Origin of the sequence: Thermogutta sp. (assembly GCF_039793925.1) — a bacterium.
In the GTDB taxonomy this organism is placed as follows: Bacteria; Planctomycetota; Planctomycetia; order Pirellulales; family Thermoguttaceae; genus Thermogutta.
The window spans coordinates 20,277-44,258 of record NZ_JBAMME010000076.1; the positions used below are offsets into that span (position 1 = coordinate 20,277).

Genomic DNA, 23,982 nt, shown 5'->3' on the forward strand with positions numbered 1-23,982 from the left:
CTTTTGCTTCCTGACACGGTGGAGGCACTGTGGAAAAGCCTTTCACCTAAAGTCCGTAATCAAATCCGAAAATCTGAAAAGCTGGGCCTTGTTGTGGAGTGGGGCCGGGAAGAATGTCTCACGGATTTTTATCGCGTTTTCTGTCATAACATGCGCGACCTGGGAACACCTGTTTTTCCCCAAAAACTTTTTGCCGGTATCCTCCGGGCGTTTCCCGAGGCCGAAATCGCCGTCGTCCGGTTCAAACATCGGGCGCTGGCCGCGGGGATCGTTCTCCATGGATCGGGCGTCACCGAGGTCCCCAGTGCCAGTTCGCTCCGCAAATGGAATTGGACCTGTGCCAATATGGGACTTTACTGGGCAATGCTGCAGCGGAGTGTCGAACGGGGGCAAAAGGAATTCGACTTCGGCCGAAGCACACTTGAAAGTTCAACCTACCGGTTCAAGAAACAGTGGGGTGCTCAGCCTTATCCAGCGCATTGGCAGTACCACGTTTTTCGCGGGACTGCGTGCGATCTGCGTCCCGACAACCCACGTTTCCGCCTCGCAACGGCCGTGTGGCGGCGGCTGCCCGTCTGGTTAACGCGGTGCTTAGGCCCGTGGATTGTGAAAGGAATACCATAGGCCCACCGCTGTCGCTTTTGGTCAGCGTGTGACCGGGAATGGAAGCCCCCGGCACTGATTAACTGTCTCGTACAGAGCCAACAGGTTTTCTACCGGGACTCTCGCCTGGACATTGTGCACTGTGTTAAAGACGAAACCTCCGCCGCGTCCAAAGATTTCGATCCGTTCTCTGACTTCCCGGCGGACATCATCAGGAGTCCCAAAGGGCAACGTCTTCTGTGTATCAACTCCTCCACCCCAAAAGACAAGTCGGTCGCCGTATCTTTCTTTGAGCATTCGCGGGTCCATACCGGCAGCCGAACACTGCACCGGATTGAGGATATCGAATCCGGCCTCGATGAAGTCGTCAAGGAAAGCCACAACCGATCCGCAGGAGTGAATGAATGTCTTCCACGGAGTGTTTTCGTGGACCCACGCATTCACTCGTTGGTGAAATGGTTTAAACAGACGGCGATAGGTTTGCGGACTGATGAATGGGCCGTGCTGTTGACCAAAATCCGTGCCGGTGATAAACACCGCGGTCACACGATCACCCACCGCTTCATAAATTCTTTTGAGATTTGCAATCCCGATTTCGCATTGTCTTTCGAAGACCTTCCACACGTAATCGAATCGCGTCACCGTGCTCATGTACCATTCCGCGACATCGCGAATACCCTTGGGATGCTTCAAAAAGGGGGCCGGCACAAGGGCAATGTCCCCGAAAGCGGTTCCGCCAAAATTGGCGAGGATCGCCTTGTCGGTTTCGCGATACAACCGGTCCGCCTCGGTGGCCAGCCATTGCAGCTCGTCATCATCGATGGGTTTGAACTCTTCCAGGTTATCCTCCGGATTGAGCTTCTCCTCATCGATTGGGTCCTGCCGGATGATCGTGTCAAAGTAAAACCCGTTTTTTGGCATCCTCCCGCTCGGCGGTGCCGACTTATCTCCCTCGGGATACATCAGCAAATCCCCGTTCGGTTCCGGTTCTGTGTTAAAATCTCCGGGAACGAGAACGGGCGTCCCATCCCATAGTTGCCAGGGCTTCCAATCCTTGTTCTCGAAGCCAAACATATTCTTGCGACGCCCAAGGGGCACAACGTCCACCCCTAGGGCCGCCTGGAGCCGCTCGTCAATTTCACCCAGCATTTGATAGGGCTCGACGACCTTAACCGGGGTCCCCGGCGGATCAAGCCCCAGGGCTTGTCTTAAGAGGTAAACACTGCTGACGTGCATTCCTGTGACGGGACTCCCACCGAGGTCGAGTGGAACGTAATCCGGCTGCTGGTGCGAGAGTGCCGTCTGCACCCGCTGTCGCGAGGTCAATGCCATCTTTGCCGCTCCCAGGTTATCAAACCGTTTCAGTCTCAGGTCTCGGGCGCCCATGATACAATCTCGGCAATGTCGGTCAATCGGCACCTCATACCGAAGAATAACCCGCTCAGCCGGTCCCTTGCGAAAGCCGCCGGCTTGGACTAGCCTATTGGTGAAGCCCGTGCAGACAAAGGTGCCCTGGCGTGGTGACCCATTGGGAGAATTGATCAACATCGGAGGATAATCCATGAATTTACGCCGTGCTCTGCTGGCTCTGTCACTGTTTTCCGTGGTGGTGTCATGGACGGTCACAAGCTGGGGGGCCGACGTGACGTTCAAGATGCACCGCATTGGCCAGTTTCGCAGCGAAGCCTGTGGCGTCGCTGACTTCAACGGTGATGGCAAGCTGGACGTGGTCGCGGGCCCGTTTGTCTATCTGGCACCTGACTGGAAAGCTTATAAGATTCGTGACTTGAAAGGTGAGGTAGACAACTCAGGAAAAGGCTATATGTGGAATTTTGCCGACCTGCCGCTCGACGTGGACCTGGACGGCCGCCCAGACGTCATCTCTTGCGACTGGTTTGAAAAGTGCCTCGACTGGCATCGGAACACAGGATTCGATGGGAACCCTTGGCCGCGGACGGTCATCGACGTGAGCCTCAATCACGAAACCGCTCAATTGGCGGACGTGGATGGTGACGGCAAGGCTCGCGAGATCCTTCCCGAAGTTGCCCCAACGTGGTGGTGGGAAATCGTACCTCAGGCTGATGGAAAAGTGCAATTCGTTAAACACGTGGTGAGTGACAAGCCAATGAACTTCGGTTCTGGGGTAGGGGATGTGAATGGTGACGGCCGCCCGGACATCATCCGCCCAAATGCTTGGTTCGAAGCCCCCTCTGACCCTCGCCAGGGCTCCTGGATTGAACATCCCATCACGTTGGGCGGAGCCGAAGAAGGAACCGCCGAGCACACAGCTCAAATTCTTGTCCACGATGTGAACGGCGACGGTCTGAACGATCTCGTTGCAAGCTCTGCGCACCGCTATGGAATTTACTGGTATGAACAAGTGAGGGACGGGCAAGAGATTAAATTTAAACGCCACATTATCGATAACACATGGAGCCAGGCCCATTCACTCACACTGGCGGATATTGATCTGGATGGCGATCTGGACCTTGTGACCGGCAAGCGGTTCATGGCTCACAATGGCGGCGACCCCGGTGCTTTCGAGCCGCTCGGCGTGTACTGGTACGAATTTCAGGGCAAACCAGAAGTAAAATGGATCAAGCATGCCATCACCTACAACCAGGGAATCGGGGCGGGCCTCAACATCCCCGTGATCGATCTTGACGGGGATGGTGATCTGGATGTCGTTGTAACGGGAAAATGGGGCGGCCCCGTTTGGTTTGAGAACCAGTTACGTTGATCGCGACTTCACCGTCCCCGCTGCACGCAAGCTCTACAAGCTCGGATGCCTGCGATTTCCCGATCGCGGGAGATAGTACGAGAATTGGGAGGGTATCCATTATGCCAACCACAAGATTTAGCCGTCGCTCGTTTCTGCGATTTTCGCTGATCGCCTCGGTCTCCGCGTCGGCCCCTTTGTATATTCCACGGCATGTACTGGGTACTCAAAGCATCCCTCCGGCGAATGAACGGATTGGCATTGGTGGCATCGGTATCGGTCGCCGGGGACTCCAGTTGTTTGATGAACTCCCCAATCTCGGGCGCATCGTGGCTATCGCGGATGTGAACCTCCCGCGTGCCGAAAAAACAGCCGAGCCCTACAAGGCTGCCGCTTACCAGGACTACCGCAAATTGCTGGAGCGGAAAGATGTCGATGCGATCATCACGGCCACGCCCGATCACTGGCGGGCGATCGTGTGCATCCACGCGTGCCAGGCCGGGAAAGACATCTACGCCGAAAAGCCGATGACACTCACGATTCACGAGGGGCGAAAAATCGTGGAAGCCGTTCGGAAGTACAAGCGCGTCTTCCAAACCGGCAGTCAGCAGCGCTCGATGGCGGCGAATCGGTTGGGGTGCGAATTGGTACGCAATGGACGCATCGGCAAAGTTCACACGGTCATAGCGGCCAACTATCCGAGCCCCTGGGAATGCAATTTCCCTGGTCAGCCGGTACCTCCCGGTCTGGACTGGGATATGTGGTGTGGTCCTACAGAACCCGTGCCCTACCACATCGATATTTACACTCCTCGTGCCCGTCCCGGTTGGATTTCGTTCCGACCATATTCAGGAGGCGAAATGACGGGCTGGGGGGCCCACGGGTTGGATCAAATCCAATGGGCTCTTGGGACCGACGATACTGGTCCGGTGGAAATCTGGACAGAAGGGCCCAAATTTAATCCTCCCACGTACACGCAACCAGAACCCCGAACCCGCGGTGAGAAAATCTGCAGCGAACCGAAGGTGTTTTTCAAATACGCAAACGGAGTTGTTGTGAAGTTGGACAACGGCCCTCCGGGCGGTGCAATTTTCGTGGGGGACAAGGGACGGATCACCATCGATCGTGGGAAGTTCACGGTAGAACCCAAAGAGCTGGGAGATCCACCGTATGACGATTTCACAGTTCATTTGCCGGTAAGCAACCATCATCTGTTAAACTGGCTGGAATGCATCAAGACACGCGAGAAACCTGTCGCGCATGAAGAAATCGGCCACCGCTCGACGACGCTTTGCCACCTCGGAAACATCGCACGCTGGGTCGGCCGAACTCTCAAGTGGGATCCTGTGAACGAGCGGTTTGTGGGCGACGACGAAGCGAACCAATTCTTGGACCGTCCTCGCCGAAAGCCTTATCTGTTGCCTGAGGTCTAATGCTTTGGAAAACATCAGTAATGATTACGCCGCTGGCCGCCGGTGTTATCGTCTTCTGGCGGCCTGTTTCTTTCCTGCAGACTTTGCAGGACGTGGCTTTAAAAACAAAATCAGAAGAATGACTGGAGCAGCAAACAGCAAAAGCTTTGGTCGAAGAACCACCACGATCAAGAAACAGGGGACGGCCAGCACCAGCCACTGCGGCAACTCGAGGATCCTGTAGTACGCAAGCCAGAGCAGGGCCGTCACCGGGGCCATCCGCCAGCAGGCGGATTCGCACATGATTTCAAACGAATTGCTCGGCGGGCGAAAGTGAAAGAAAATTGCTCCGAGGCACAACAGAGCCGCCAGCACACCGAGGGCGTGACGACGCAAGTGAATTGTCGGGTCGGCGGATTCCTGTTTTGTGCGAGAGGTCATTCCAGAGACCATCAAGTCTTGAGGTGAAGCTCACGGCACAGTACCCCTCATTGTCCCCAGTTTGAGTTGCCGTTCCAACCTCGCCCAGAAGGTCCGTACCCTTGGCTGTCCACTGGTGCAAGTTTACCCGCGCCGAGTATGACCACCAAACTACCGCGCCGGTCTGGGGCAATCATTCGAGTGAGAAAAACGCTAACGAGGCGGGTTACGGCTCCAGCACAATTTTGCCCACCAGCGTCCCCGCCCCGCGGAGGGTATTGTCTTCCTGGAGCCTATGAGCTTCAGCCGCCTCCGCCAGCTTGAAAATCTTGCCGATAACAGGTCGCAGCTTTCCTTCGGCGAGCCACCGGTTGATGTCTTCCGCCGCTCGGCGCTGCTCCTCCGGCGGCGCGTTGAACATAGCAAATCCGTAGGCCTTGCAATCCTTAACATAAAATGGCCCCACGGGAAATGGTGGCCGGGATTCCCTTCCAGCCATCAAGATCAATCGGCCACGCATGGCCAAAAGTGACACGGCCATTTCAAGATTCTGTTCCCGAAGCGTCTCGAACCAGACGTTCACACCGTTGGGGGCAAACCGACGAATCTCTTCCTCCTCGTTGTCTTTCTTGTAATTGATCACAAGGTCAGCACCCAACTGGCGACACAGTTCTGCTTTTTCGTCGCTCCCCGCCGTGGTGATCACGCGGGCTCCCACGGCCTTGGCCATCTGAACAACACAGGATCCTACCCCACCAGCGCCACCATGGACAAACACGGTCTCCCCCGCTTGAAGTCTTGCATCGCGGAATAATCCTAGATGGGCCGTGATTCCTACAAGAGCGATCGCGGCCGCTTCGCGGTCGGACACTGTTTGGGGCGTAGGATAAAGCCAGCATTCGTCGGCCACGACGTACTCCGCGAAAGTCCCCTGTCTTCCTAGAAGTCCTTGGTTGGAACCCCATACGCGGTCGCCGACCTTGAATCGCGTCACTTTCGCTCCCACCGCCTCCACCGTTCCGGCAACGTCACACCCCAAGATGTAGGGCTTTGGAATTGGCATTGGGACAATGCCTGCCCGGATGTAGGTGTCAATGGGATTGACAGAAACCGCTCCCACGCGAATGAGCACCTCGGTATCCCCTGGCTGTGGCTGAGGTAGCTCCCCGTACTTGATGACCTCCGGAGGACCGTAGTGTTCGATGTAAGCTGCCTTCATAAGAATCCTCCTCGATGCTTCTTCTGGAAGACAATCCATGGTTTGGTGGGGCCCAGACTTCTAACCGGAATGTTCAGCAACCATTGACAGTCACCCTGTTCCCGGACGGATGTGCAGGCAACAGCACCCCTCGCCTCCTGGCTGCCATGTGTCGGCAAAAAACTTAAATCCAGCCTCTTGGAATAACCCGTAATCCACTTCAGCGGCGATTCGGCAGAGGGTGGCCACAAGATCGTCCGGCAGTCCCGCCTCCATCCAGGCTTCTCGCAGCGGACAACGGTGGAATTTGATATCAAGGCGCGTCTCATCGTGGGCAAGGACTTCAGGCTCGAAAAGCCGTCCCTGATCGGGCAAATGGCCCAAAAATGCTTCACGCACCCCCGCGAGATTGGCGGGGGCAAACTGGCGGAAGGCCTGGCCTCGCTCTTGCCCGCGGCGGTAAATAGCCCGTTTCATAATCTGCTCAGCCCGCTGTGGCCCAAGTTCCCGGGATAGCTCCTCGTAGATGTGGTAATAGATCATCGCTCGGTTTTTGTAGGCATCCCTCAACTGTTGGCGTAGTTCTTCGATTTCGCTCATGGGTTTCTCCTTCGTCGGAGCTTCCTCAGCTTGTGATAACCGTTTTTTCCAGAATTATAGGACCCGAGGGCGTGGGGGAAACATGAGGGTCGCTTTTACCCATGGAACAGCGTGTCCTAAAAGTGTCTTTATGATGCTCATATGAACACTTCAATGCGAGTTGACGAAGATAGGGTACAAATGTACACTATACGTGGAGGTGACAGCATGGCTAGCATCGATTTCGTTCCATCTTCGGCAGACTCTCTTGGGATTCCTCAAGGGAATACCTTCCTGGGAAGCTACACAGAGCATGCGAAAGCCCCTCCGATTTTCTCCCAGCAGACGGAGGATTCTCGGAGTGTTCTTGTGGCCGTTCTTCGCCGGCAAATAGAGGCGGTTTCGTCTCGACGGGCCCACTCCCCCTCTGAAGGGATTTCTATAGACATTCCGGAAGTGGATGCCCTCCTTCCCCAAAAAAGAATTTTTCCAGGCGGTTTTGTTGAATGGTTGATCCCCACAGAAGGTATAGGGGGAGAATGCCTTTCTCTGCGAATGGCTTGGTCTATCGCAGTTCACCGGAAAGGCCATCTCGTTATTGTTGACCCTACTCAGGAAATTTATCCTCCTGGCTTGGTGTATCTGGGAATCGATCTTTCACGAACAATCTTTCTTCACCCCACTTCTCCAAAGGATGCCTCCTGGGCCATCATTCAGGTTCTTCGCTGCTCTTCTACAGGAGCCCTGTGGGCGCGTATTGACCGCCTGGACACCAGAACCGCTCGTCGCTTTCAACTTGCCGCTGAACAGGGTTTCACCGTAGGAATTTTCGTTCGGCCGTTCCAGGCAATCAACGAGATTTCCTGGGCTCAGGTACGCTTCCTCGTCCAACCTCAGGCTGCAACCCGTGCCCAGGACACTTCCCAGCGTCGGCGTGTGAAGGTGATTGTGGTTCGGGCTCGCGGTCAATGGGAAAACACTGCAGGGGAGGTGCTGATCGATGATCCGGCGGATCCTCTGTCTCAGACTTTTGGAACCTCATCCCTCAACGAAAGCCCATCCCTCAAAGCAGCATCACTCCGAGCATAATTCTCCCGCTACCACGGTCGCGATCAATCCGGAATCTCCTTTATCACGTCTTGCAGAATTTTGTACTCGATATACCCCACACATTTATTTGGATCCGCTTGGCCCTTCTGATACGTTATTCCTTGATCTTACCCGTGTCCTTCACATCATTGGCGAGGAGAAGCCATTCATCACCCATCTGATAGGAGAATGTTATCAGCGAGGATTTCATCCGGTTGCAATCGCAATCACCGAAACGGCAACGGCTGGCTGGGCCTTCACCCATTTTGCCTCCATCGAAACAAAGCACCGCATATCCCAGGCATGGATCATCCCTCCGGGAAAGATGCGACACTGGCTCCAATCCCTTCCTGTGGAAGCCATTCGGGGCAAAGAGGAATGGCATATCGTCTGCCATGAACTGGGATGCCACACGATTGGAGACGTTCTTCGCATTCCCCTTTCTGAATGGGAGGAACGCCTTGGAAAAGATTTTGGCATCCGCATTCAGCAACTCGTAGGAGAATGTGAGGAAATTCTTCCTCCGTATCACCCTTTACCCAAATTTGAATACAGTGTCTATCTCGAATATCCCACAACATCGCCCGAAATTATTGACGGGCATATATCGTCACTTTTACACACACTAAGTGGCCATCTTTTCAAAATAGGGCAGGGGGCTTTAGAGTTAGTAATAACTTTCTTTTGTGACGATGCAAAGCCGTTATCCATCACGATCACCCTGATCCATCCCACAGTAAACGCTGAAAAGCTGTATGGTCTTTTCCAATTACACAAAGAGCAGTTACGTTTATCGGGACCTGTTACTCAAATCTCAGTTGCAGCCACGTGTACTGCCTCCCTCGAATGGGGTCAATCGACTCTTTTTCATCCCTCGGTTACCTCCTCATCCCGGGAGTGGGCAGAACTTCTCGAGCGATTGGCTGCTCGATTGGGCAAAGAGCGCGTCTCTGAAGCCTTTCTGGAGCCGGATTACGCACCGGAATATGTGACCAGGTGGAGGAGTTGCCTCGATCGGCAGCGAAAACAGAAGAGTTCTTCCGTATCCTTTGCCTCTTTTTCCGGAGCGCGCCCTTTACGGCTTCTGAACAATCCTGTGCCGATTGAGGTGGTCATGGGAATTCCCTCAGGAGATCCCTATCGTCTCTTTTATCGAGGCCAAAGCAAAAAAATCGTTCGTTTCTGGGGTCCCGAGCGTATTGAAACCGGATGGTGGCGTGGTGACACAATTCTGCGTGACTATTATCGCGTTGAAACAGCTACCGGAGAGCATTTCTGGATTTATCGGTGTCTCTCTACCGGACAATGGTTTCTCCATGGGATATTCTGATAGTCATTAACAATGGGGATTTTTATGGATTACCACGTTCGTGTCAGAACGAATTTTTCCTTCCTGCAGGGTGCTTCCCATCCAGATGAGCTCTTCCACCAGGCCGCAGAGTTGGGTCTGAAGGGGTTAGCCATCACGGATGAAGCCAGCGTGGCGGGTGTTGTCCGCGCCCATATTACGGCAAAAGAGCTGGGGCTGAAACTCATCGTGGGGGCTGAGATTCATCCACAGGATAGTTTACCGGTTGTGCTGTGGGCCACCGATCGTCGTTCCTACGGACGGCTTTGCCGCCTCATCACAAAGGGCAGGCGCCAGGCCGAAAAGGGCCAGTATAGCCTCACCTTTCAGGATATTGTCGAACACAGTGATGGTCTTCTGGCGGGAGTGATTCCAAAGGCCGCCAAAGGACAGCCTCTTCTCTTTTATCTTCAACAGTATGCAAAAGTCTTCTCAAAAAGAGGGTATCTTTTAGGAGAACTTTCCCTCGGCCCGAACGACCGCCGGCGTCTGGAGTGGCTGGAAAGCCTGTCGCAGCGATCCCATCTACCGCTCGTAGCCGATGGGAATGTTTTTTATCATCATCCTTCCCGCGCTCCCTTGTATGACATCCTTACGGCCATCCGCATGGGAATCAGGGTCAGTGAACTGGGAAAGCAGCGGTTTGCCAATGCCCAGAAATACCTGAAATCGCCTGAGGAAATGCGGGCGCTGTGGCACCGCGCCCCACACGCTTGCGAACGAGCCACAGAAATTGCCGAGCAGTGCCGCTTTTCACTCGATGAACTGCGGTATGAATATCCTGAGGAATTGGTCCCCCCTGGATACACACCGCTGGAGTATCTTCGCTTTCTTACGTGGGAAGGGGCCCGCCAACGCTATCCTCAGGGAATCCCCGAAAAAGTTCGTTCGATTCTTGAACATGAACTTCGTCTTATTGGAGAGCTTCACTACGAGGCGTACTTTCTTACTGTCTGGGATCTCGTCCGTTTTGCGCGGAGTCGTGGCATCCTTTGCCAGGGACGGGGATCCGCTGCCAACTCCGCAGTTTGTTTCTGCTTGGGGATCACCGCCGTGGATCCTGAACGGATGGATCTTCTGTTTGAACGTTTTGTCAGTCGGGAACGCAACGAAGCTCCCGACATCGACGTGGATTTTGAACACGAACGACGGGAAGAAATTATCCAATATATTTATAACAAATATGGACGGGAACGTGCCGGAATGACAGCCGAAGTCATCACCTACCGCCCCCGCTCTGCGGTCAGGGATGTGGGCAAAGCCCTCGGCTTTTCGCTGGAAGAAGTGGATCGTCTTGCCAGCACAATCGAGCGGTTCCACGAGGAACCCGATCTCCTCGAACGGTGCCGTGAAGCGGGGTTTGACACGCAGTCTCTTGCCACCCGACACCTTGTAGAATGGGCCACCACACTTGTGGGATTTCCCCGACATCTTTCCCAGCACACCGGTGGAATGGTCATTACGCATGGACCACTGTGTGAACTTGTTCCACTCGAAAACGCGGCAATGCCTGACCGAACGGTTATCCAGTGGAATAAAGATGATCTTGATGAGCTGGGTATTCTCAAAGTTGATTGTCTATGTTTGGGAATGCTTACTGCTATTCGTAAGACATTCCAAACAATTAAAAAGCATTATGGCCGGGAAATCACCCTCGCCTCAGTTCCTGAAGGAGATGAAGGCGTTTATCAAATGATCCGCCGTGCCGACACGATGGGTGTCTTTCAAATTGAAAGTCGTGCCCAAATGAGTATGCTGCCCCGGCTTCAACCTCGCTGCTTTTACGACCTCGTCATAGAAGTGGCCATTGTGCGTCCTGGGCCAATTCAGGGAAATATGGTTCATCCCTATTTACGCCGCCGTGCCGGCGAGGAACCAATCACATATCCCAGTGAAGCCATTCGGGAGGTGCTGGGCAAGACATTGGGTGTGCCCCTTTTCCAGGAACAGGCCATGCGACTTGCCATGGTGGCTGCTGGTTTTACTCCGGGAGAGGCCGACCAGTTGCGGAGGGCTATGGGAGCTTGGCGAAGACCAGGCCTTATCGATGCGTTCCGCCGCAAACTCATTGATGGAATGCTTTCCAATGGATTTAGTCCAGAATATGCTGAAGCCATATTCCAGCAAATTCGTGGATTTGGAGACTATGGCTTTCCAGAATCGCATGCAGCCAGCTTTGCGCTGTTGGTGTACGTTTCCGCGTGGCTCAAATATCACTACCAGGCAGCGTTTACCGTGGGACTTCTCAACAGCCAGCCGATGGGATTTTATGCCCCGGCGCAACTCATCGAAGATGCCCAGCGGCACGGTGTGGAAGTCCGACCCGTGGATGTGAATTTCAGCTTCTGGGATAGCGACCTGGAAGACGCGGATGCACCCACGAAACTGGCGATAGCGGCAATTCTTCCATCCAATACTTCTCAAAGAAAGGCAGAGAACCAACAGCAGTCGTCAGAGGAAGTCCCCTGGGAAGGTCCATGCCCCTGGCATGCCTCTCCAAATCCCTATCAGGAGGGTAATAGCAATATAAATCAGCTTGCACCCTCTCCTGAATCAACCTTTTTCCCAGTAAAAGCCATTCGTCTGGGATTTCGCATGGTCCAGGGTATGCGACAAGCAGACGCCGAAAAAATTATCGCAGCTCGAGTGCACGGTCCCTTCACAAGTCTCAGCGACTTCGTCCAAAGAACGAAACTCAGCAGGTCTTCTGTGGTTCGCCTTGCCCGTGCAGATACTTTCGCTTCACTGGGCCTGACGCGCCGTGAGGCCCTCTGGCTGGCTATGAAGATCGCTCCCGAAACTCCTTCCCTTTTTACCTCCACCGCGGAGACGTGTTCTGCTCATTGCAGAGCAGGCCAATCATCACACCTGAATATAAAAGACCAGTCTTTCGAGAAGTGTCTGCTGCTTCCAATGTCAATGGCAGAGGAGGTGGTGGCTGATTATTCCATGCTTGGCCTGTCTTTGAAGGCACATCCTTTACGATTACTCAGATCGGAACTCGACCGCCTGCACGTTATTCCGGCAATTAAATTGAAGGATATTCCTGATGGGCATCCTGTGCGTGTGGCGGGAATAGTGCTTGTGCGCCAGCGGCCCTCCACCGCCCGAGGAATCACGTTCATGACACTGGAGGACGAGACCGGGATGATTAACCTGATCATCCGTCCCGATGTGTGGCACCGGTGGCGACTCGTTGCCCTCAACGCACCGCTCGTTCTCGCGGTAGGACGGCTTCAAAAGCAAAGTGGGGTCATTCACGTCGTTGTCATACGCTTAGAAGATCTTTCCAGCAAACTTGCAGGACTAGAAGGACAATCTCGTGACTTCTGCTAATGTCCCTTGAATTCCGCAACTATTCGCTTGAAAAAAAAGCCCACTCCCTATTTGGAATGGGCTACTACCGGTTTAAACAAATTCGCCGATCAACAACGCGAAATCACTCACGGAAAACGCTTCACGAGTGCTTCCGCCCGGGCGCGAACCTGCGCGTTGGTACAGTGCTGCAGAACGGTTTGCAGAGCCTCTTTCAAGCCCGGCACATTCCGATTCAGTTTCTCGGCAATAGTAACCACCGCATCACAGGCTGCCTCTCGGGTGTCCGATGGCGCAACCAACTCCGCTGCCAGGCTGAGGGACTCCGGGGAGGGGTTCCGCCTTAGGACATCCAGAATCAGACGACGTTCCTCGGGACGTTCTGACACCGAAAGTGCCTTCCGGCACATTTCCAAGCGCTCCTGGTCGGGAACACGCAACTGTCGCGCCACACGAATGTACGCCCGAATCAGCCGCACCCGATAACGGGGCGCCGCATTGCTCTCGATCAACGACCAGATCACCGGAGCAACATCCGCGGAGAGCCAATTTCCCAGGACGGCCGTCGCAGCATCCTGCAAATCGGCGTCTGGGCTTTTAGCGGCCTCCGCCACGGCTGCCAACGCTGTTTTTCCCCCAAGAACCCCAAGAAGTTCAAGCAAGCTGGCTCGCAACGGAGCGGGAGCGGACTGCAATTGAATAGCAATCAGGGAAGCCACTTTTTCCCGATCGCCAACCCGCTGACAGGCCGTTCGCAAAGCTTCCATCAGCGCCGTCCGGTCGCTTTCTGAGCTGCTTGCCGTCAGCTCTTTCACCAGGGTAACAACGTCATCATCCCGGGCCACCTTTCCCAAGGCCACTACTGCGGCCGCCCGAACCTCATTGTCCTTGCTCTGCATGGCGTCGCGAATTGTTTTCAAACCTTCGGACGCTCGCCGCTGACCGAGTACACTTAAAATGACAAGCAATTTCTCCTTGCTTGCGCCACTCGCGGCTTGCACTAGCGCCAGATTAACTTCGTTCCCGGGCAAAATCTCCAGAGTCTCACGAGCTACCGCCGCAATCTGTTCGTCGCTGTCAACACTTGCGGCCAAAAGCAGCGCAACGTCAGAAGCATCACCGATCTTTTCAAGTGAACGGAGAGCAGCCTGCCGCACTGCCCGCGGCCCTTGCTGGGCGAATTGCCGAACGGTCGGGAGTGCCTCTTTCGAGCCGATGCCTGCCGCCACCTCGAGGGCGACTGCAGCACGTGTCTCGGGCAGTTTGGTCACTGCATCGCTAAGAATAGGCAGGGCAGCATCCGCAGGTAATTTTCGCGCTACTTGCATTGCCAGTTGGAAAAGCTTTTCATTGTCAGAAAAGACTTGTTCCTTCCACAAATCAATACCACTGGCGCCCCGAGCGATGATCAGAGCCTGCAGCGCCGCTACGCGAATCGGTACCGGGACGTCAGCGGCTCGCACCATTTCCCAGACCGCCAAGGCGAGATCCCGTTGACCAGCGGCCCTCAAACATTCCGCGCATGTCAGAAGCGCGTCCGCCACCGCACTCCGTGCCGCCGGACGACTGTCCTTAAGCGCTTTGAAGAGAACTTCTGCGGCCTCGGGGGTGCCAATTCGCCCGAGCGCAGAGGCGGCGGCATCCACAACAGCCAGGTCGGAGTTCTCCAACAAGGGAGCGATGATCGAGATCGCGCCGGAGTCCCGGCGATTGCCAATCGAGTTAAGTATCCCCAGGCGTACACCTCCGTCAGCATTAACACGGGCATCCCGGAGAGCTTGATCTACCTCCGGCGAAGGAATCGGCTCCAATGCATACCGTGCGTAGTGGGAAAACTTGGGATCGAGGAGCATTTCCTTCAAAATCGGCACAACATCTGCTCCTCCCAAGACCGCCAAGAGTTGGCACGCCACCGCTTTCTCGTGATCCGTTGCTGCTGGGTCTTTCAAGGCCGCGACTAGCTGAGAGACGTCTCGTGTGGTCGCCAAATCTTGTGCTTCAAGCAGACTGCCCGTGAACAAAAGGAGGAGCCCCCACCCAAAATGTAACATAGTTCGGGCGCGCATTGTTTCACTCCTTGTGCTTTAAAAAGATCGTTGCCAATTTTTTTCTGTAGCCACACTCCACCAAAGATTCCTTAAATATGCCAGGGTTCTCGCAGCGCTCTGGAGCGCAAGCGATTGGCTTCCTCATCACCAATGAACTCTTCTTTAGCCGGATCAAATCGTACTTTACGCCCTAGTTGCCACGCGATGTACGCAGCATGACAGGCAATGTGCGACTGTGCCACGACACTCGCATTCGAAGCCGGCTGCTTACGGCTTTTCACACAGTCCAGAAAATCGCGGATATGCGTTGAAGGATCGGTTCCCGCCATCGTGAAAACGGGCATTTCAGATCGCAAGGACTCCGGAAAGACAGCCACCTGGCCACTGTCGCCCGTTTCCACCCAACCTTCATCCCCCTCGAAGCGAACACTGCACGTGCCCAGGCCCAGCCAACCAGTATCACGCATGATCAGCTTCACCCCGTTGGCGTAGGTGGCATGGACGTGATTTCCCTGCGGCTCGTATTCAATCGGCGCTGTGTCGTCGGCTTGGTTCGCCCATTGACACAGATCAACTGTGTGCGATCCCCATTCCAAAATCCCACCACCATGGAAATCGAAAAACCCACGCCAGCCTCCATTGACATAACGCTGGTTAAATGGTCGCCAAGGGCAGGGCCCCAGCCAAAGATCCCAATCGCAGACATCTTTCGGGGGCTCCGGCTCAGCCGGCAGCCACTCCCGTGTGGTGCGGGGATCCAGAGTGTTGGCATGGACAGTGTGGAGTTTCCCCAACTTACCACTGTGCACAAGATTGATTGCAAAGATGAAGTTACCGATATTCCGGCGTTGCGTGCCAGCCTGATAAATCCGCCCATACCGGCTGATAGTATCGGCCAGGGCCCGACTTTCCGCGATCGTCATTGAACATGGTTTTTCACAGTAGATATCCTTGCCCGCCTTGGCCGCCAAAATAGAGGCCATCGTATGCCATCGATCACCGGTGGCGATCAACACGGCGTCAATATCGTCTCTGTTAAGTACATCAAATAGATAGTGGTAAGTTTGGCAATCACTATTCTGATAATGCTTATCGACCATCTCTTTGACGAGCATTCTCCGATCCTTCTGAGGATCAGCTACCGCCACGAATTGCACATCCGGATTTCTCAGAAAGCATGCCAGGTCCGTTCTCCCCCGGGGCCCAATGCCGATGCCACCCATCACAATCCGATCACTCGCTGCCACGCTTCCATTAAGCCCCAGAGCTCGGCTGGCCACCAGCAGGGGAACGCCGATGTTTCCCACAAGGGCAGCGCTCTTGGCCAGAAACTCGCGCCGACTCACTGCCAAAACAGATCGAGGTCTCGTCATAATTTGAATCTCCCATTTTTATGACAGTCGACTACATTCCATTATCTTCCAGTATCGCGCTCACCCAAGGTCTGATCACCTCTTATTCGCAAAAACCCCGAAGCGCGTCAAAGACTGCCCGCCTGCTGCGATTACCTTTCTACGTCTAATTCAATGGTCGGCTCAATTCACCACGAAAGCCTCCAACTCCGATTAGTCACTTTGTCGTGTAGTTACTCCTTCCATTCAAAGTCTGCCGGCCGGAGCCCTTTTTTGTAACCATTGTAACCAAAGTAATTCGGCTCATATGGTCCCACAAACTCAACGTTGGCCTTTTCTGGAATGCGATCCTCCAGCCCGACACACCAATAGGCTGCGTTGACCACCAGGCGACGAAGTCCCTCACTCTTAAAATCCACGGCGGCTCCCATTGTTGTGGTGAACACCCGTCCTTTTTTACCTGGGGTGATTTCATACGATTTCACCCAGGCAATGGGCATCATCGGATCGTTTTTCGGTCCAGTCACGGGCGGATCCGTGGGATTCATTCCTACCAGCACCTGACCGAGCACCAGCGCTCGCGAATCACCCGGCAATGGGAGGCGCACGCGATACACATCGGTCGGCCCCCAAATATCCTGACAGCCCCTCACGATCGGATGACTCTCAACCCCAGGGGCAATCACACCGCGGGTGCTTTCTTTATTGTGAGCCCCATGATGGGCAATCCACGTCTCGCCGAGCACCACCCGCCCGAATCCACCTTCCCAACCGGGTTCCTTCGAATTCCAGCTAAACCGGGCGTACACTCTATCGTGCGGAATATCGAAGGCGTGGGTGGCTGTCCGAATGCCAATAACTGGCTTTCCCTGCTCGAGATAGTCGACGATATACTTCATTTGATCGTCGGGAAGATTTCGGAAACGGGTAAAAATAATCATCAAATCTGCATCTTTTAGTGCCTCTAATCCGGGAATATTATCCCTCACATTTGGTGCGATTTCTCCCGTCGCAGGATCGATCGCAAAGAGCACCGTGCACCTGAAACCGTGATGTTTGGCGAGGATTTTCCCAAGCATCGGCAAAGTTTCTTCCGATCGATATTCTTCGTCGCCAGAGATGAGTACAACGTGCTTTCCCAGTCCCGGCCCGGTCTTACCGTCATACACAACCCATGGCCGCTGATCCGACCTGTCGCTCGAAAAAGCCAGGAAATTCCCACCAAGCCATAGTGTGGGAACCGTAGCAGCAAGCAAATATAGCCCAGTAAAGTGTCTCATCGGTGCCGTCTCCCAGTTCTCCTCAAGTTCTAATCGTTTAGAAATTAGGAATAATTTCCTCAGCTTTTACACCGAATGACTTCGGTAGTTGATTTGACGCGTGTTTCAGGGAAGATGGAGCACCTCACGGCCTCTCCCCTGTTGAATCAACGGAATGTAATTCTCGAGGTATTCCACCGTTGCGGGGTCAGTCAGATCCACAGCCGCCTTCTTTTCCGATGATAGGTAGGCCGCCATCGTCAGTTTAACCACCTCACGGCCGAAATGCCAATCCATGAGTGCTGGCCGCCCGGTGAGAATCGCCTCGATGGCGTCGATATTCTCATCCACATAGCCGTACAGGTCAGCTTCGTTAGGCTGAACGGTGAGTAGTCCTCGCGTGGCCTGTTGCTTTTCCAGGGCCGCCTCGGCATCAGCGACGGCTGTGGCCGCAACATCCCCTACGAAAACCTCAAGTGGAGAGCGAAGGGTGTTAAACTCAAAGGCATACCCGGGGCCCAGACCATCGATCATCACGCGCAACCCCTGCTTGTCGTACATCCATGAGACAGTGAACTGCGCTTTGCTGAGAACGTTGGTTTCGGGATTCCGGAAGGTAACTAGTCCAGTCGCAAAGTCATCCGCAGGGGTCTTCGTATAATCTACGCCGAAACGAGTCTTGAGCTGTTCTCGCCACTCGGGACGCCCCCATTTCAAGAGCGAAAGATCCGCTTGCACAGACACCGGCTGCAAAAATCCCAGCGGCTTTCCGGGCGGGGTCAACAGGTACCAGGCAACCGCCACACTGTGGCAACCCATGTCCGTCATCACACCGCCACCCTGCTGAGTCGGATCCCAAAACCACGCGGAGTGCGGACCTGCGTGCTCCTCCGAGGCTCGCACCAATGCAAGCGGTCCCATCGTTTTCATAACCGGTTCGAGCTGTGTCCTGGCCGCTTTGACAGCCTTCATGTGGAGCTGGTTCTCGTAATAAATGAGTGGCACGCCGAACGGTTCCAAACGCGCGATCATCTGATTGGCTTCCCGGAGATTCCGAGCAAGCGGTTTATCGCAGATTACCGCCCGGAGTTTTGCCCCATCCTCGAGTGCCTGGGCTATTTCATCGACAATGGCGACTCGGGCAAAATTGGGGGCGTAAATAGCCACGACATCCACATGATGGGCCATTTCTCGAACACTGGAAAAGATTCGTCCCTCGCCCAACCTTTTTTCACGAACATACTGAGCAATTGCTTCCGGCGGTCGGCGTGACACAAGGCCCGCCACCTCCACACCCCGAACTTGCTCCAGTGCTCGAAGTTGAAACCGCGCGTAAAAACCCCCGCCGACCAGCCCAAATCGCAGCGTACTCATTTCTTCCCTCCGTAACCAAAGCAGATAAAAGAACAAGTTACTGCCACAGCTTCCTGCGTGAGGATGATGTGATCCGGCGTCGATCGTTGCCGGTTATATTACGGCACGGCTGGCCGAGCTTCAAGCTTCCCCAAAAGTGAGGGCAGCGATCAACCTTGACGCTTCAAAAATTCCTCAATTTCCTGACGCGAGGGCATCGATGGCTGAGCCCCTGCGCGAGTCACGGAGATGGCAGCGGCCGCGGACGCCCAACGGAGGCTCTCGGTCCACTCGCGCCCTTCAGCAAGTGCCGCCGCTAGGGCCCCGTTAAATGCGTCACCAGCCCCTGTTGTATCAACGGCTTTTGCTGGGAAAGCGGGAATGTACTTGGCGCTGTTCGCTTCCGCGAAAAAGCATCCCCGCGATCCAAGAGTGAGAACGACCTTTCGCACGCCATAAGCCAACAATCGCTCCACCGCGGCGTGCATACTTGCTCCCTCGTCTATCTGCGGCAAACCCGCGAGCCTGGCTATTTCGTGTTCATTGGGTGTGACAATGTCCACCTCGGAAAGCAACTCGGCTGGAAGTTCTTCAGGAACAGGCGCTGGGTTAAGGATGGTCGTCACACCGCACTTTCGAGCGCGTTGAATCCCAATTTCAACTGTCTCCACAGGAACTTCGAAGCAGGTCAGCAGGACAGCCGCGGTTTCGAAAACCGAATCCGGAACTTTCCTTACATCCGCGGGCGACAGAGCCGAGTTCGCACCCGATGCCACTGCAATTGCATTCTCTCCACGCTCATCCACCATGATGAGCGCGACGCCTGAAGAGATGTCCTCTTTCACCTCGACATACGTCGAGTCGATTTTCTCCCTTTGCAACGCTGCCAGACTTTCCCGGCCAAAAACGTCGTTCCCCACTGCCGCGATAAGAGTGACCGGATTTTTCCCGGCACGAGCGGCAGCCACCGCTTGATTGGCCCCTTTTCCGCCTTGGTTTTGGTAGAAGGTGCCGCCGATGACCGTTTCTCCTGGATGGGGCAGACGACGCACTTTGACCACAAGATCTGTGTTGATGGAACCCAAGACAATGACGCGCTTTTTCATCGGAGTCTCCTTCCTGGCTCAATCAGGCTGGGGAGGATTTTACTCACAGCCGACCTTACCGAGAACCGGCCCTGCGAGGAGAAGACACAACTCACTTTCCAATGCAGAACCGCGAGAAAATTCTGAAGAGAATTTCTTCCGAGTAAACCTCGCCCGTTATTTCGCCAATTGAAGAGAGAGCCACGCGGAGGGCGGTGGCGATAAAATCTTCAGATTCCCGCCGGCGAATGAGCTCCTGTGCCTGTTGAATGGCATCCGACGCCCGCTGCAAAGCATCGCGGCATCGCATTGCGGTCACTGCGACCACTCCCGCACTTGTTTCCTGTTGCGCTAAAAGGCCGTTTACGATCGCATCTTTGAGCATCTCAAGACCGATGTTGCAGCGGGCACTCACCAGGAACGCATCTTCCGGGCATGACGACGATCCCCCTATTGGCAACAGATCGGCTTTGGTTAGTACGAGAAGCGTCTGCGAGTTGTGAATATCCCAGGCAGCCCCCACAGTCTGGGGAGAATACTGGGTGGCCTCCCAGCACAGAAGCCATAAATCAGCTGTTTGTGCTGCCCGCTGGGTGGCCGCCTGCATCTTCTCTGCGATAGAAGAATCCCCATCGCCGGTTGAGGTTTCCGTACTGTTTGTGCTCCCGGACGCACAGGCCGTCACCTTTCCAGGCCAACTCTCCAGACCGGCAGTATCGACCAGTTCAAAGGTGACACCGCGGTGAGTACAGACGGCGGTCAGGTAATCGCGGGTCGTCCCGGGTACTGGTGATACGATGGCTCGCTCTGTTGAAAGAAGTGCATTGAAAAGGGTGCTCTTTCCCGCGTTTGGTGGCCCGACTAGAACGACCCGAGGAAGTTCGGTATTTCCACGTCGCTTTTCAAACTGGCGTTTAATTTGCTCCAGCGTTCTTCCGGCGGACGTCACCCGGTTCTCCAATTCTTCCCATGATAGAAACGGCAAGTCCTCCTCAGCGAAATCGAGCCCTGCCTCCACATCCGCTACTAGATCGAGAAGTTCCTCCCGCAATGCTCGCAAAGGCCCCCCAATCCCGCCTGCGAGTTGTTGAAGCGCAGTGTGAAGTTCTCGGACCTCCCGCGCTTCAACAACACCGACTACGGCTTCTGCCTGAGTCAAATCCACGCGCCCACTTAAAAACGCCCGTAAGGTAAATTCCCCAGGTCGGGCAGGTCGAAGCTTGAGCCTCGCAATGATCTCTTGAGCCAGCGGACCGCAACATATCGTGTGAAGTTCAACCACCGGCTGAGCGGTGTAACTTCGCCCTGAAGGCCAGTAAAAAACATCGCAGGGAATTCTCGCGGGCAATCCCTCCCAATCCAACCAGGTCGCAAATACTAGCGGCTGAAGTGGTTCCTCTTTGGGAACGCTCTCTTGAAAGGTCACAACGCGTTTTATCGCTTGCCAGGCCTCGGGACCAGAAATTCGAATGATCTGACGGGCACCACGTCCAAAGGCGGTCGCGACAGCAACGATCGTGTCATGGGCTTGCTGCCACATAGAGCTTTTGAGGGGTCAGACCCGCGTGCGTTTTGCCGGAGGAAGCTTTTCGCGAGGCATCTTTTCCGCGTAACGCTTATCCGCGGCCTTGATGAGTTCCTTCAGCCAGTCCGGGATGGAATCCTGAATTTTCTGCCAGTTTTTTTTCCAGTCGCGTTTTGGTTTCTTGGTTCCGTCCGGTCTCTTGACAGTCTTCAGCAAAATCTCGCGTTCCGCCATACTCCATAAACTTGACACAATAAAATACAGACATAGACCGCTGGGAACTTTATAGAACAGGATCCCCATAAAGATCATCATGAAATTCATGACTTTCTGTTGTACTGCGGCCTGCTCATCCGCCGGCGGCGGCATCATCCGTTTCTGCTGCCACAGAAAAATGACTATCGTGAGAACCGGCAGCAGATTGAAATACGGACCGAGTGCAAACATCCCGTTTCCGCGATTGAACCACTCCGGCCAGAGAAAGCTCCAGTTGAACAGCATATCGGGTGCCGCCAGATTGGAACACCAACGAATGCTTTCGGAAATCAGCGGTGCCTGGCGCAATTCCACGTCAATTGCGAGGGCTTTGTATAAACCGATAAAAATAGGTAATTGAATAAATAAAACCAAGCAGCCCGAAAATGGGTTGTAATTATGCTGCCGAAACAATTCCTGTGTCGCACGATTCCGTTCTTGAAGGTCCTTATACTTTTCCTGAATCTTTTTAATTTCCGGCTGCAATTCCTGCATTTTCTGGGCATTGAGAGCCTGCTTGCGGCTGATGGGAAACATCAAAAGACGAACGACGGCCGTAAGCAGGATGATCGCCAGACCATAGTTGAACACGATATAGTCATGAAAAATATGCAAGAGCCTGGTCATTGGATCGGCTACAAACCAAAACCAGCCGTACTGGATCAGGCTGTCAAGCTGATAACGAGCGAGAAGAGCAGACCGCTTCGGCCCCGCAAAGACCTTGAAGGTATGGGAAAGTTGTTCGCCAGGTTTAAGCTCTGCTGGAACAGACTGGAGACGGCAAGATACGTTCGTAAGATATTCGTAGTTCGGCTCGACAGCTCCAATCCGAATCGGCCTGGCTTCATCAAACCAAACGTCGGCCGCCTGTTCTCGCTGGGGGAGAAGAATCACTGAGAAATACTGGGCATCAACACCGAGAGCTGTAATCAACTGGTTTTCCGTATCTTTCCAGGGGGCTCCCCAGCGATCGCGTGCAATGGCTGGACAGGCCACTAGTTTGATCCCATTTTTACCGAGGCGGATGGCCACATCGCGAAGTCCCACAGCACTCCAGCTATTGCTCATTTTCCGTGCATACCAGGCTCCCTCTGTAGGCAGACCATTGGGCCCATCCAGTTCATAAGCGACGCTGGTCGGGTTCTTCCCCACGTTGATAACCGTGATCTGAAATGTGAAATGATATGATGGATCATCGTGATCCTCCTGCTTTCCCGGTGGCACCCGCGCCAGCTCATAACGCTTGACAATCACCAAATTTTTGTCCGGCAGCCAGCGTGCAAAGCGAACAGTTTCCCGCGGTGCACCATCATCTTCAGTCGAGGCGACAGTCCACGTTTCAGGCTTGCTCGGATCGGCATTATCGGGGAGCAGATACCAGTTCTCGCTTTTTAGGTGAACGTCCGGTAACTCCGAATGAAGCCACTGAAGGTACAAAACCTCCTTTTGCAGCGGATCGGTTATTTCTTGCATCCGTTCTTCAAATCGGGAGCGGACGTCGACTAGGCGTTGCTTGCCCAATGCGGCAAGCGTCATTTCGAAAGAGTAGGGGCCCCCATCCTCCCGGCGAATGATCGCCATTGGCGTCCTCCGCAATTGCGCTTCGAGGGTGAGCTTTTTATCCCCCCGCCCGATTGCCAGGGACACCCTTTGGCCCGGGTGCGTTTTGTCCATAATTTCGCGGAATCCAGCAATTCCCTCGACTGGCTTATCATCGATGCTTAGGAGCACATCACCGGGGCGGAGACCGGCCAGGGCGGCCGGGGTACCCGGCCCAACAACGTCCACACGGAGCGGTCCTTTGTCCGCCGGAGGCTCGAAAAACAATTCTCCCAGGTATCCCCCACGGGCTTCCGTATCACAGTATTTGGGGCTGTTCAGTTCAAGCCTGGAGACGGTCCCTCCCCGAGTGGAGAGGGTTACCAGCATCCGATAGGGGCTTTCAGGGTCCAGAGAACCCAGCGTGACGTAGCGAACCGGTGGCTCGGGCAGTTCGCTCTTTTGAGTCTCAACAGGTTCTTTTTGGACGGAAGGCGCGTTCGGCTCCTCGGGTCCGGCAGTTATTCTCGCAACGTTCTCGCCATTTTGTTTGCTCTCGGCCTCACGAGAACCCGCTTCTTGTTGCTGAGAGACCACGGCCGGTGGTCCTGCTGGGGGGTTCGGTGCCCAGAGGCTCCCCAGATAGAGGTTTATGACGATAATCAACATGGACACGGCCAAAAAGGCAAAATACCGTGCCCACATCCGATTTTGGCTCTGGTCGAGCATGTCGATTCCTCGAACAAACCACTCAGCTAAAGATCTGAATTCCCCAAATTGGCAGCAGGAAGAGGACCTTCACCGTCTACGGCGAACCATCCCGCCTTCGCCGGCCCACAAGCACTTTTCCCATTTTCACAGAAGTACCGCTGCCGGCTCATGG

At 54.6% G+C, this 23,982-nt stretch carries 18 protein-coding genes; 6 read left to right on the forward strand and 12 right to left on the reverse strand.

All coding sequences use genetic code 11. The features are described 5' to 3' along the window. A partial coding sequence (locus ABJK56_RS02480; protein ID WP_347243083.1) for a GNAT family N-acetyltransferase occupies positions 1 to 624 on the forward strand: 624 nt, incomplete at its 5' end. 21 nt (positions 625 to 645) lie between these two features. On the opposite strand, the gene ABJK56_RS02485 is transcribed toward ABJK56_RS02480, so the two are convergent. Further along, complete coding sequence (locus ABJK56_RS02485) at positions 646 to 2,151, reverse strand: uroporphyrinogen decarboxylase family protein (RefSeq protein WP_347243084.1); 1,506 nt, start codon at positions 2,149 to 2,151, stop codon at positions 646 to 648. Between the two features lie 13 nt (positions 2,152 to 2,164). On the opposite strand from ABJK56_RS02485, the gene ABJK56_RS02490 reads away from it, so the two are divergent. Then, positions 2,165 to 3,343, forward strand: a complete 1,179-nt coding sequence (locus tag ABJK56_RS02490; protein WP_347243085.1) for a VCBS repeat-containing protein — start codon at positions 2,165 to 2,167, stop codon at positions 3,341 to 3,343. Positions 3,344 to 3,444: 101 nt separating this feature from the next. Next, positions 3,445 to 4,755, forward strand: a complete 1,311-nt coding sequence (locus tag ABJK56_RS02495; RefSeq protein WP_347243086.1) for a Gfo/Idh/MocA family oxidoreductase — start codon at positions 3,445 to 3,447, stop codon at positions 4,753 to 4,755. A 45-nt stretch (positions 4,756 to 4,800) separates the two neighbouring features. On the opposite strand, the gene ABJK56_RS02500 is transcribed toward ABJK56_RS02495, so the two are convergent. The 3 genes from ABJK56_RS02500 to ABJK56_RS02510 form a co-directional block, all read right to left on the reverse strand. Next, the gene (locus tag ABJK56_RS02500) at positions 4,801 to 5,175 is read right to left on the reverse strand and encodes a hypothetical protein (protein WP_347243087.1); all 375 of its coding nucleotides are present in this window, start codon (positions 5,173 to 5,175) and stop codon (positions 4,801 to 4,803) included. A gap of 205 nt (positions 5,176 to 5,380) precedes the next feature. Continuing rightward, entirely contained in the window at positions 5,381 to 6,373 is a 993-nt protein-coding gene (locus ABJK56_RS02505) for an NADPH:quinone reductase (protein ID WP_347243088.1), read from the reverse strand. A 90-nt stretch (positions 6,374 to 6,463) separates the two neighbouring features. Further along, positions 6,464 to 6,952, reverse strand: coding sequence for an L-2-amino-thiazoline-4-carboxylic acid hydrolase (locus tag ABJK56_RS02510; protein ID WP_347243089.1), 489 nt, complete (start codon positions 6,950 to 6,952; stop codon positions 6,464 to 6,466). Between the two features lie 207 nt (positions 6,953 to 7,159). Here ABJK56_RS02510 and ABJK56_RS02515 point away from each other — a divergent pair, with 207 nt between their 5' ends. Further along, positions 7,160 to 8,020 carry a hypothetical protein gene (locus ABJK56_RS02515; RefSeq protein ID WP_347243090.1) on the forward strand — a complete coding sequence of 287 codons (861 nt, stop codon included), beginning with the start codon at positions 7,160 to 7,162 and terminating at the stop codon, positions 8,018 to 8,020. A 115-nt stretch (positions 8,021 to 8,135) separates the two neighbouring features. On the opposite strand, the gene ABJK56_RS02520 is transcribed toward ABJK56_RS02515, so the two are convergent. After that, complete coding sequence (locus ABJK56_RS02520) at positions 8,136 to 8,285, reverse strand: hypothetical protein (protein WP_347243091.1); 150 nt, start codon at positions 8,283 to 8,285, stop codon at positions 8,136 to 8,138. A 60-nt stretch (positions 8,286 to 8,345) separates the two neighbouring features. Between ABJK56_RS02520 and ABJK56_RS02525 the strand changes: the two genes are divergently transcribed. Both ABJK56_RS02525 and ABJK56_RS02530 read left to right on the forward strand, forming a co-directional pair. Then, a complete protein-coding gene (locus ABJK56_RS02525) occupies positions 8,346 to 9,350 on the forward strand; it encodes a hypothetical protein (protein ID WP_347243092.1) in 1,005 nt (334 codons plus the stop codon). A gap of 24 nt (positions 9,351 to 9,374) precedes the next feature. Further along, positions 9,375 to 12,704 carry an error-prone DNA polymerase gene (locus tag ABJK56_RS02530; protein WP_347243093.1) on the forward strand — a complete coding sequence of 1,110 codons (3,330 nt, stop codon included), beginning with the start codon at positions 9,375 to 9,377 and terminating at the stop codon, positions 12,702 to 12,704. A 107-nt stretch (positions 12,705 to 12,811) separates the two neighbouring features. Here ABJK56_RS02530 and ABJK56_RS02535 read toward each other — a convergent pair whose 3' ends face one another. The 7 genes from ABJK56_RS02535 to ABJK56_RS02565 form a co-directional block, all read right to left on the reverse strand. Beyond that, positions 12,812 to 14,749, reverse strand: a complete 1,938-nt coding sequence (locus ABJK56_RS02535; protein WP_347243094.1) for a HEAT repeat domain-containing protein — start codon at positions 14,747 to 14,749, stop codon at positions 12,812 to 12,814. A 71-nt stretch (positions 14,750 to 14,820) separates the two neighbouring features. Beyond that, entirely contained in the window at positions 14,821 to 16,104 is a 1,284-nt protein-coding gene (locus ABJK56_RS02540) for a Gfo/Idh/MocA family oxidoreductase (RefSeq protein WP_347243095.1), read from the reverse strand. A 212-nt stretch (positions 16,105 to 16,316) separates the two neighbouring features. Beyond that, positions 16,317 to 17,363 (reverse strand): ThuA domain-containing protein, encoded by a 1,047-nt coding sequence (locus ABJK56_RS02545; RefSeq protein WP_347243096.1) that lies wholly within the window; start codon positions 17,361 to 17,363, stop codon positions 16,317 to 16,319. A 105-nt stretch (positions 17,364 to 17,468) separates the two neighbouring features. Then, positions 17,469 to 18,716, reverse strand: coding sequence for a Gfo/Idh/MocA family oxidoreductase (locus ABJK56_RS02550; protein ID WP_347243097.1), 1,248 nt, complete (start codon positions 18,714 to 18,716; stop codon positions 17,469 to 17,471). 149 nt (positions 18,717 to 18,865) lie between these two features. Further along, positions 18,866 to 19,801, reverse strand: coding sequence for a ribokinase (gene rbsK, locus ABJK56_RS02555; protein ID WP_347243098.1), 936 nt, complete (start codon positions 19,799 to 19,801; stop codon positions 18,866 to 18,868). Positions 19,802 to 19,892: 91 nt separating this feature from the next. Beyond that, positions 19,893 to 21,320 carry a tRNA modification GTPase gene (locus ABJK56_RS02560; RefSeq protein ID WP_347243099.1) on the reverse strand — a complete coding sequence of 476 codons (1,428 nt, stop codon included), beginning with the start codon at positions 21,318 to 21,320 and terminating at the stop codon, positions 19,893 to 19,895. 15 nt (positions 21,321 to 21,335) lie between these two features. Next, positions 21,336 to 23,828 (reverse strand): YidC/Oxa1 family insertase periplasmic-domain containing protein, encoded by a 2,493-nt coding sequence (locus ABJK56_RS02565; protein ID WP_347243100.1) that lies wholly within the window; start codon positions 23,826 to 23,828, stop codon positions 21,336 to 21,338. Positions 23,829 to 23,982: the final 154 nt, after the last annotated feature.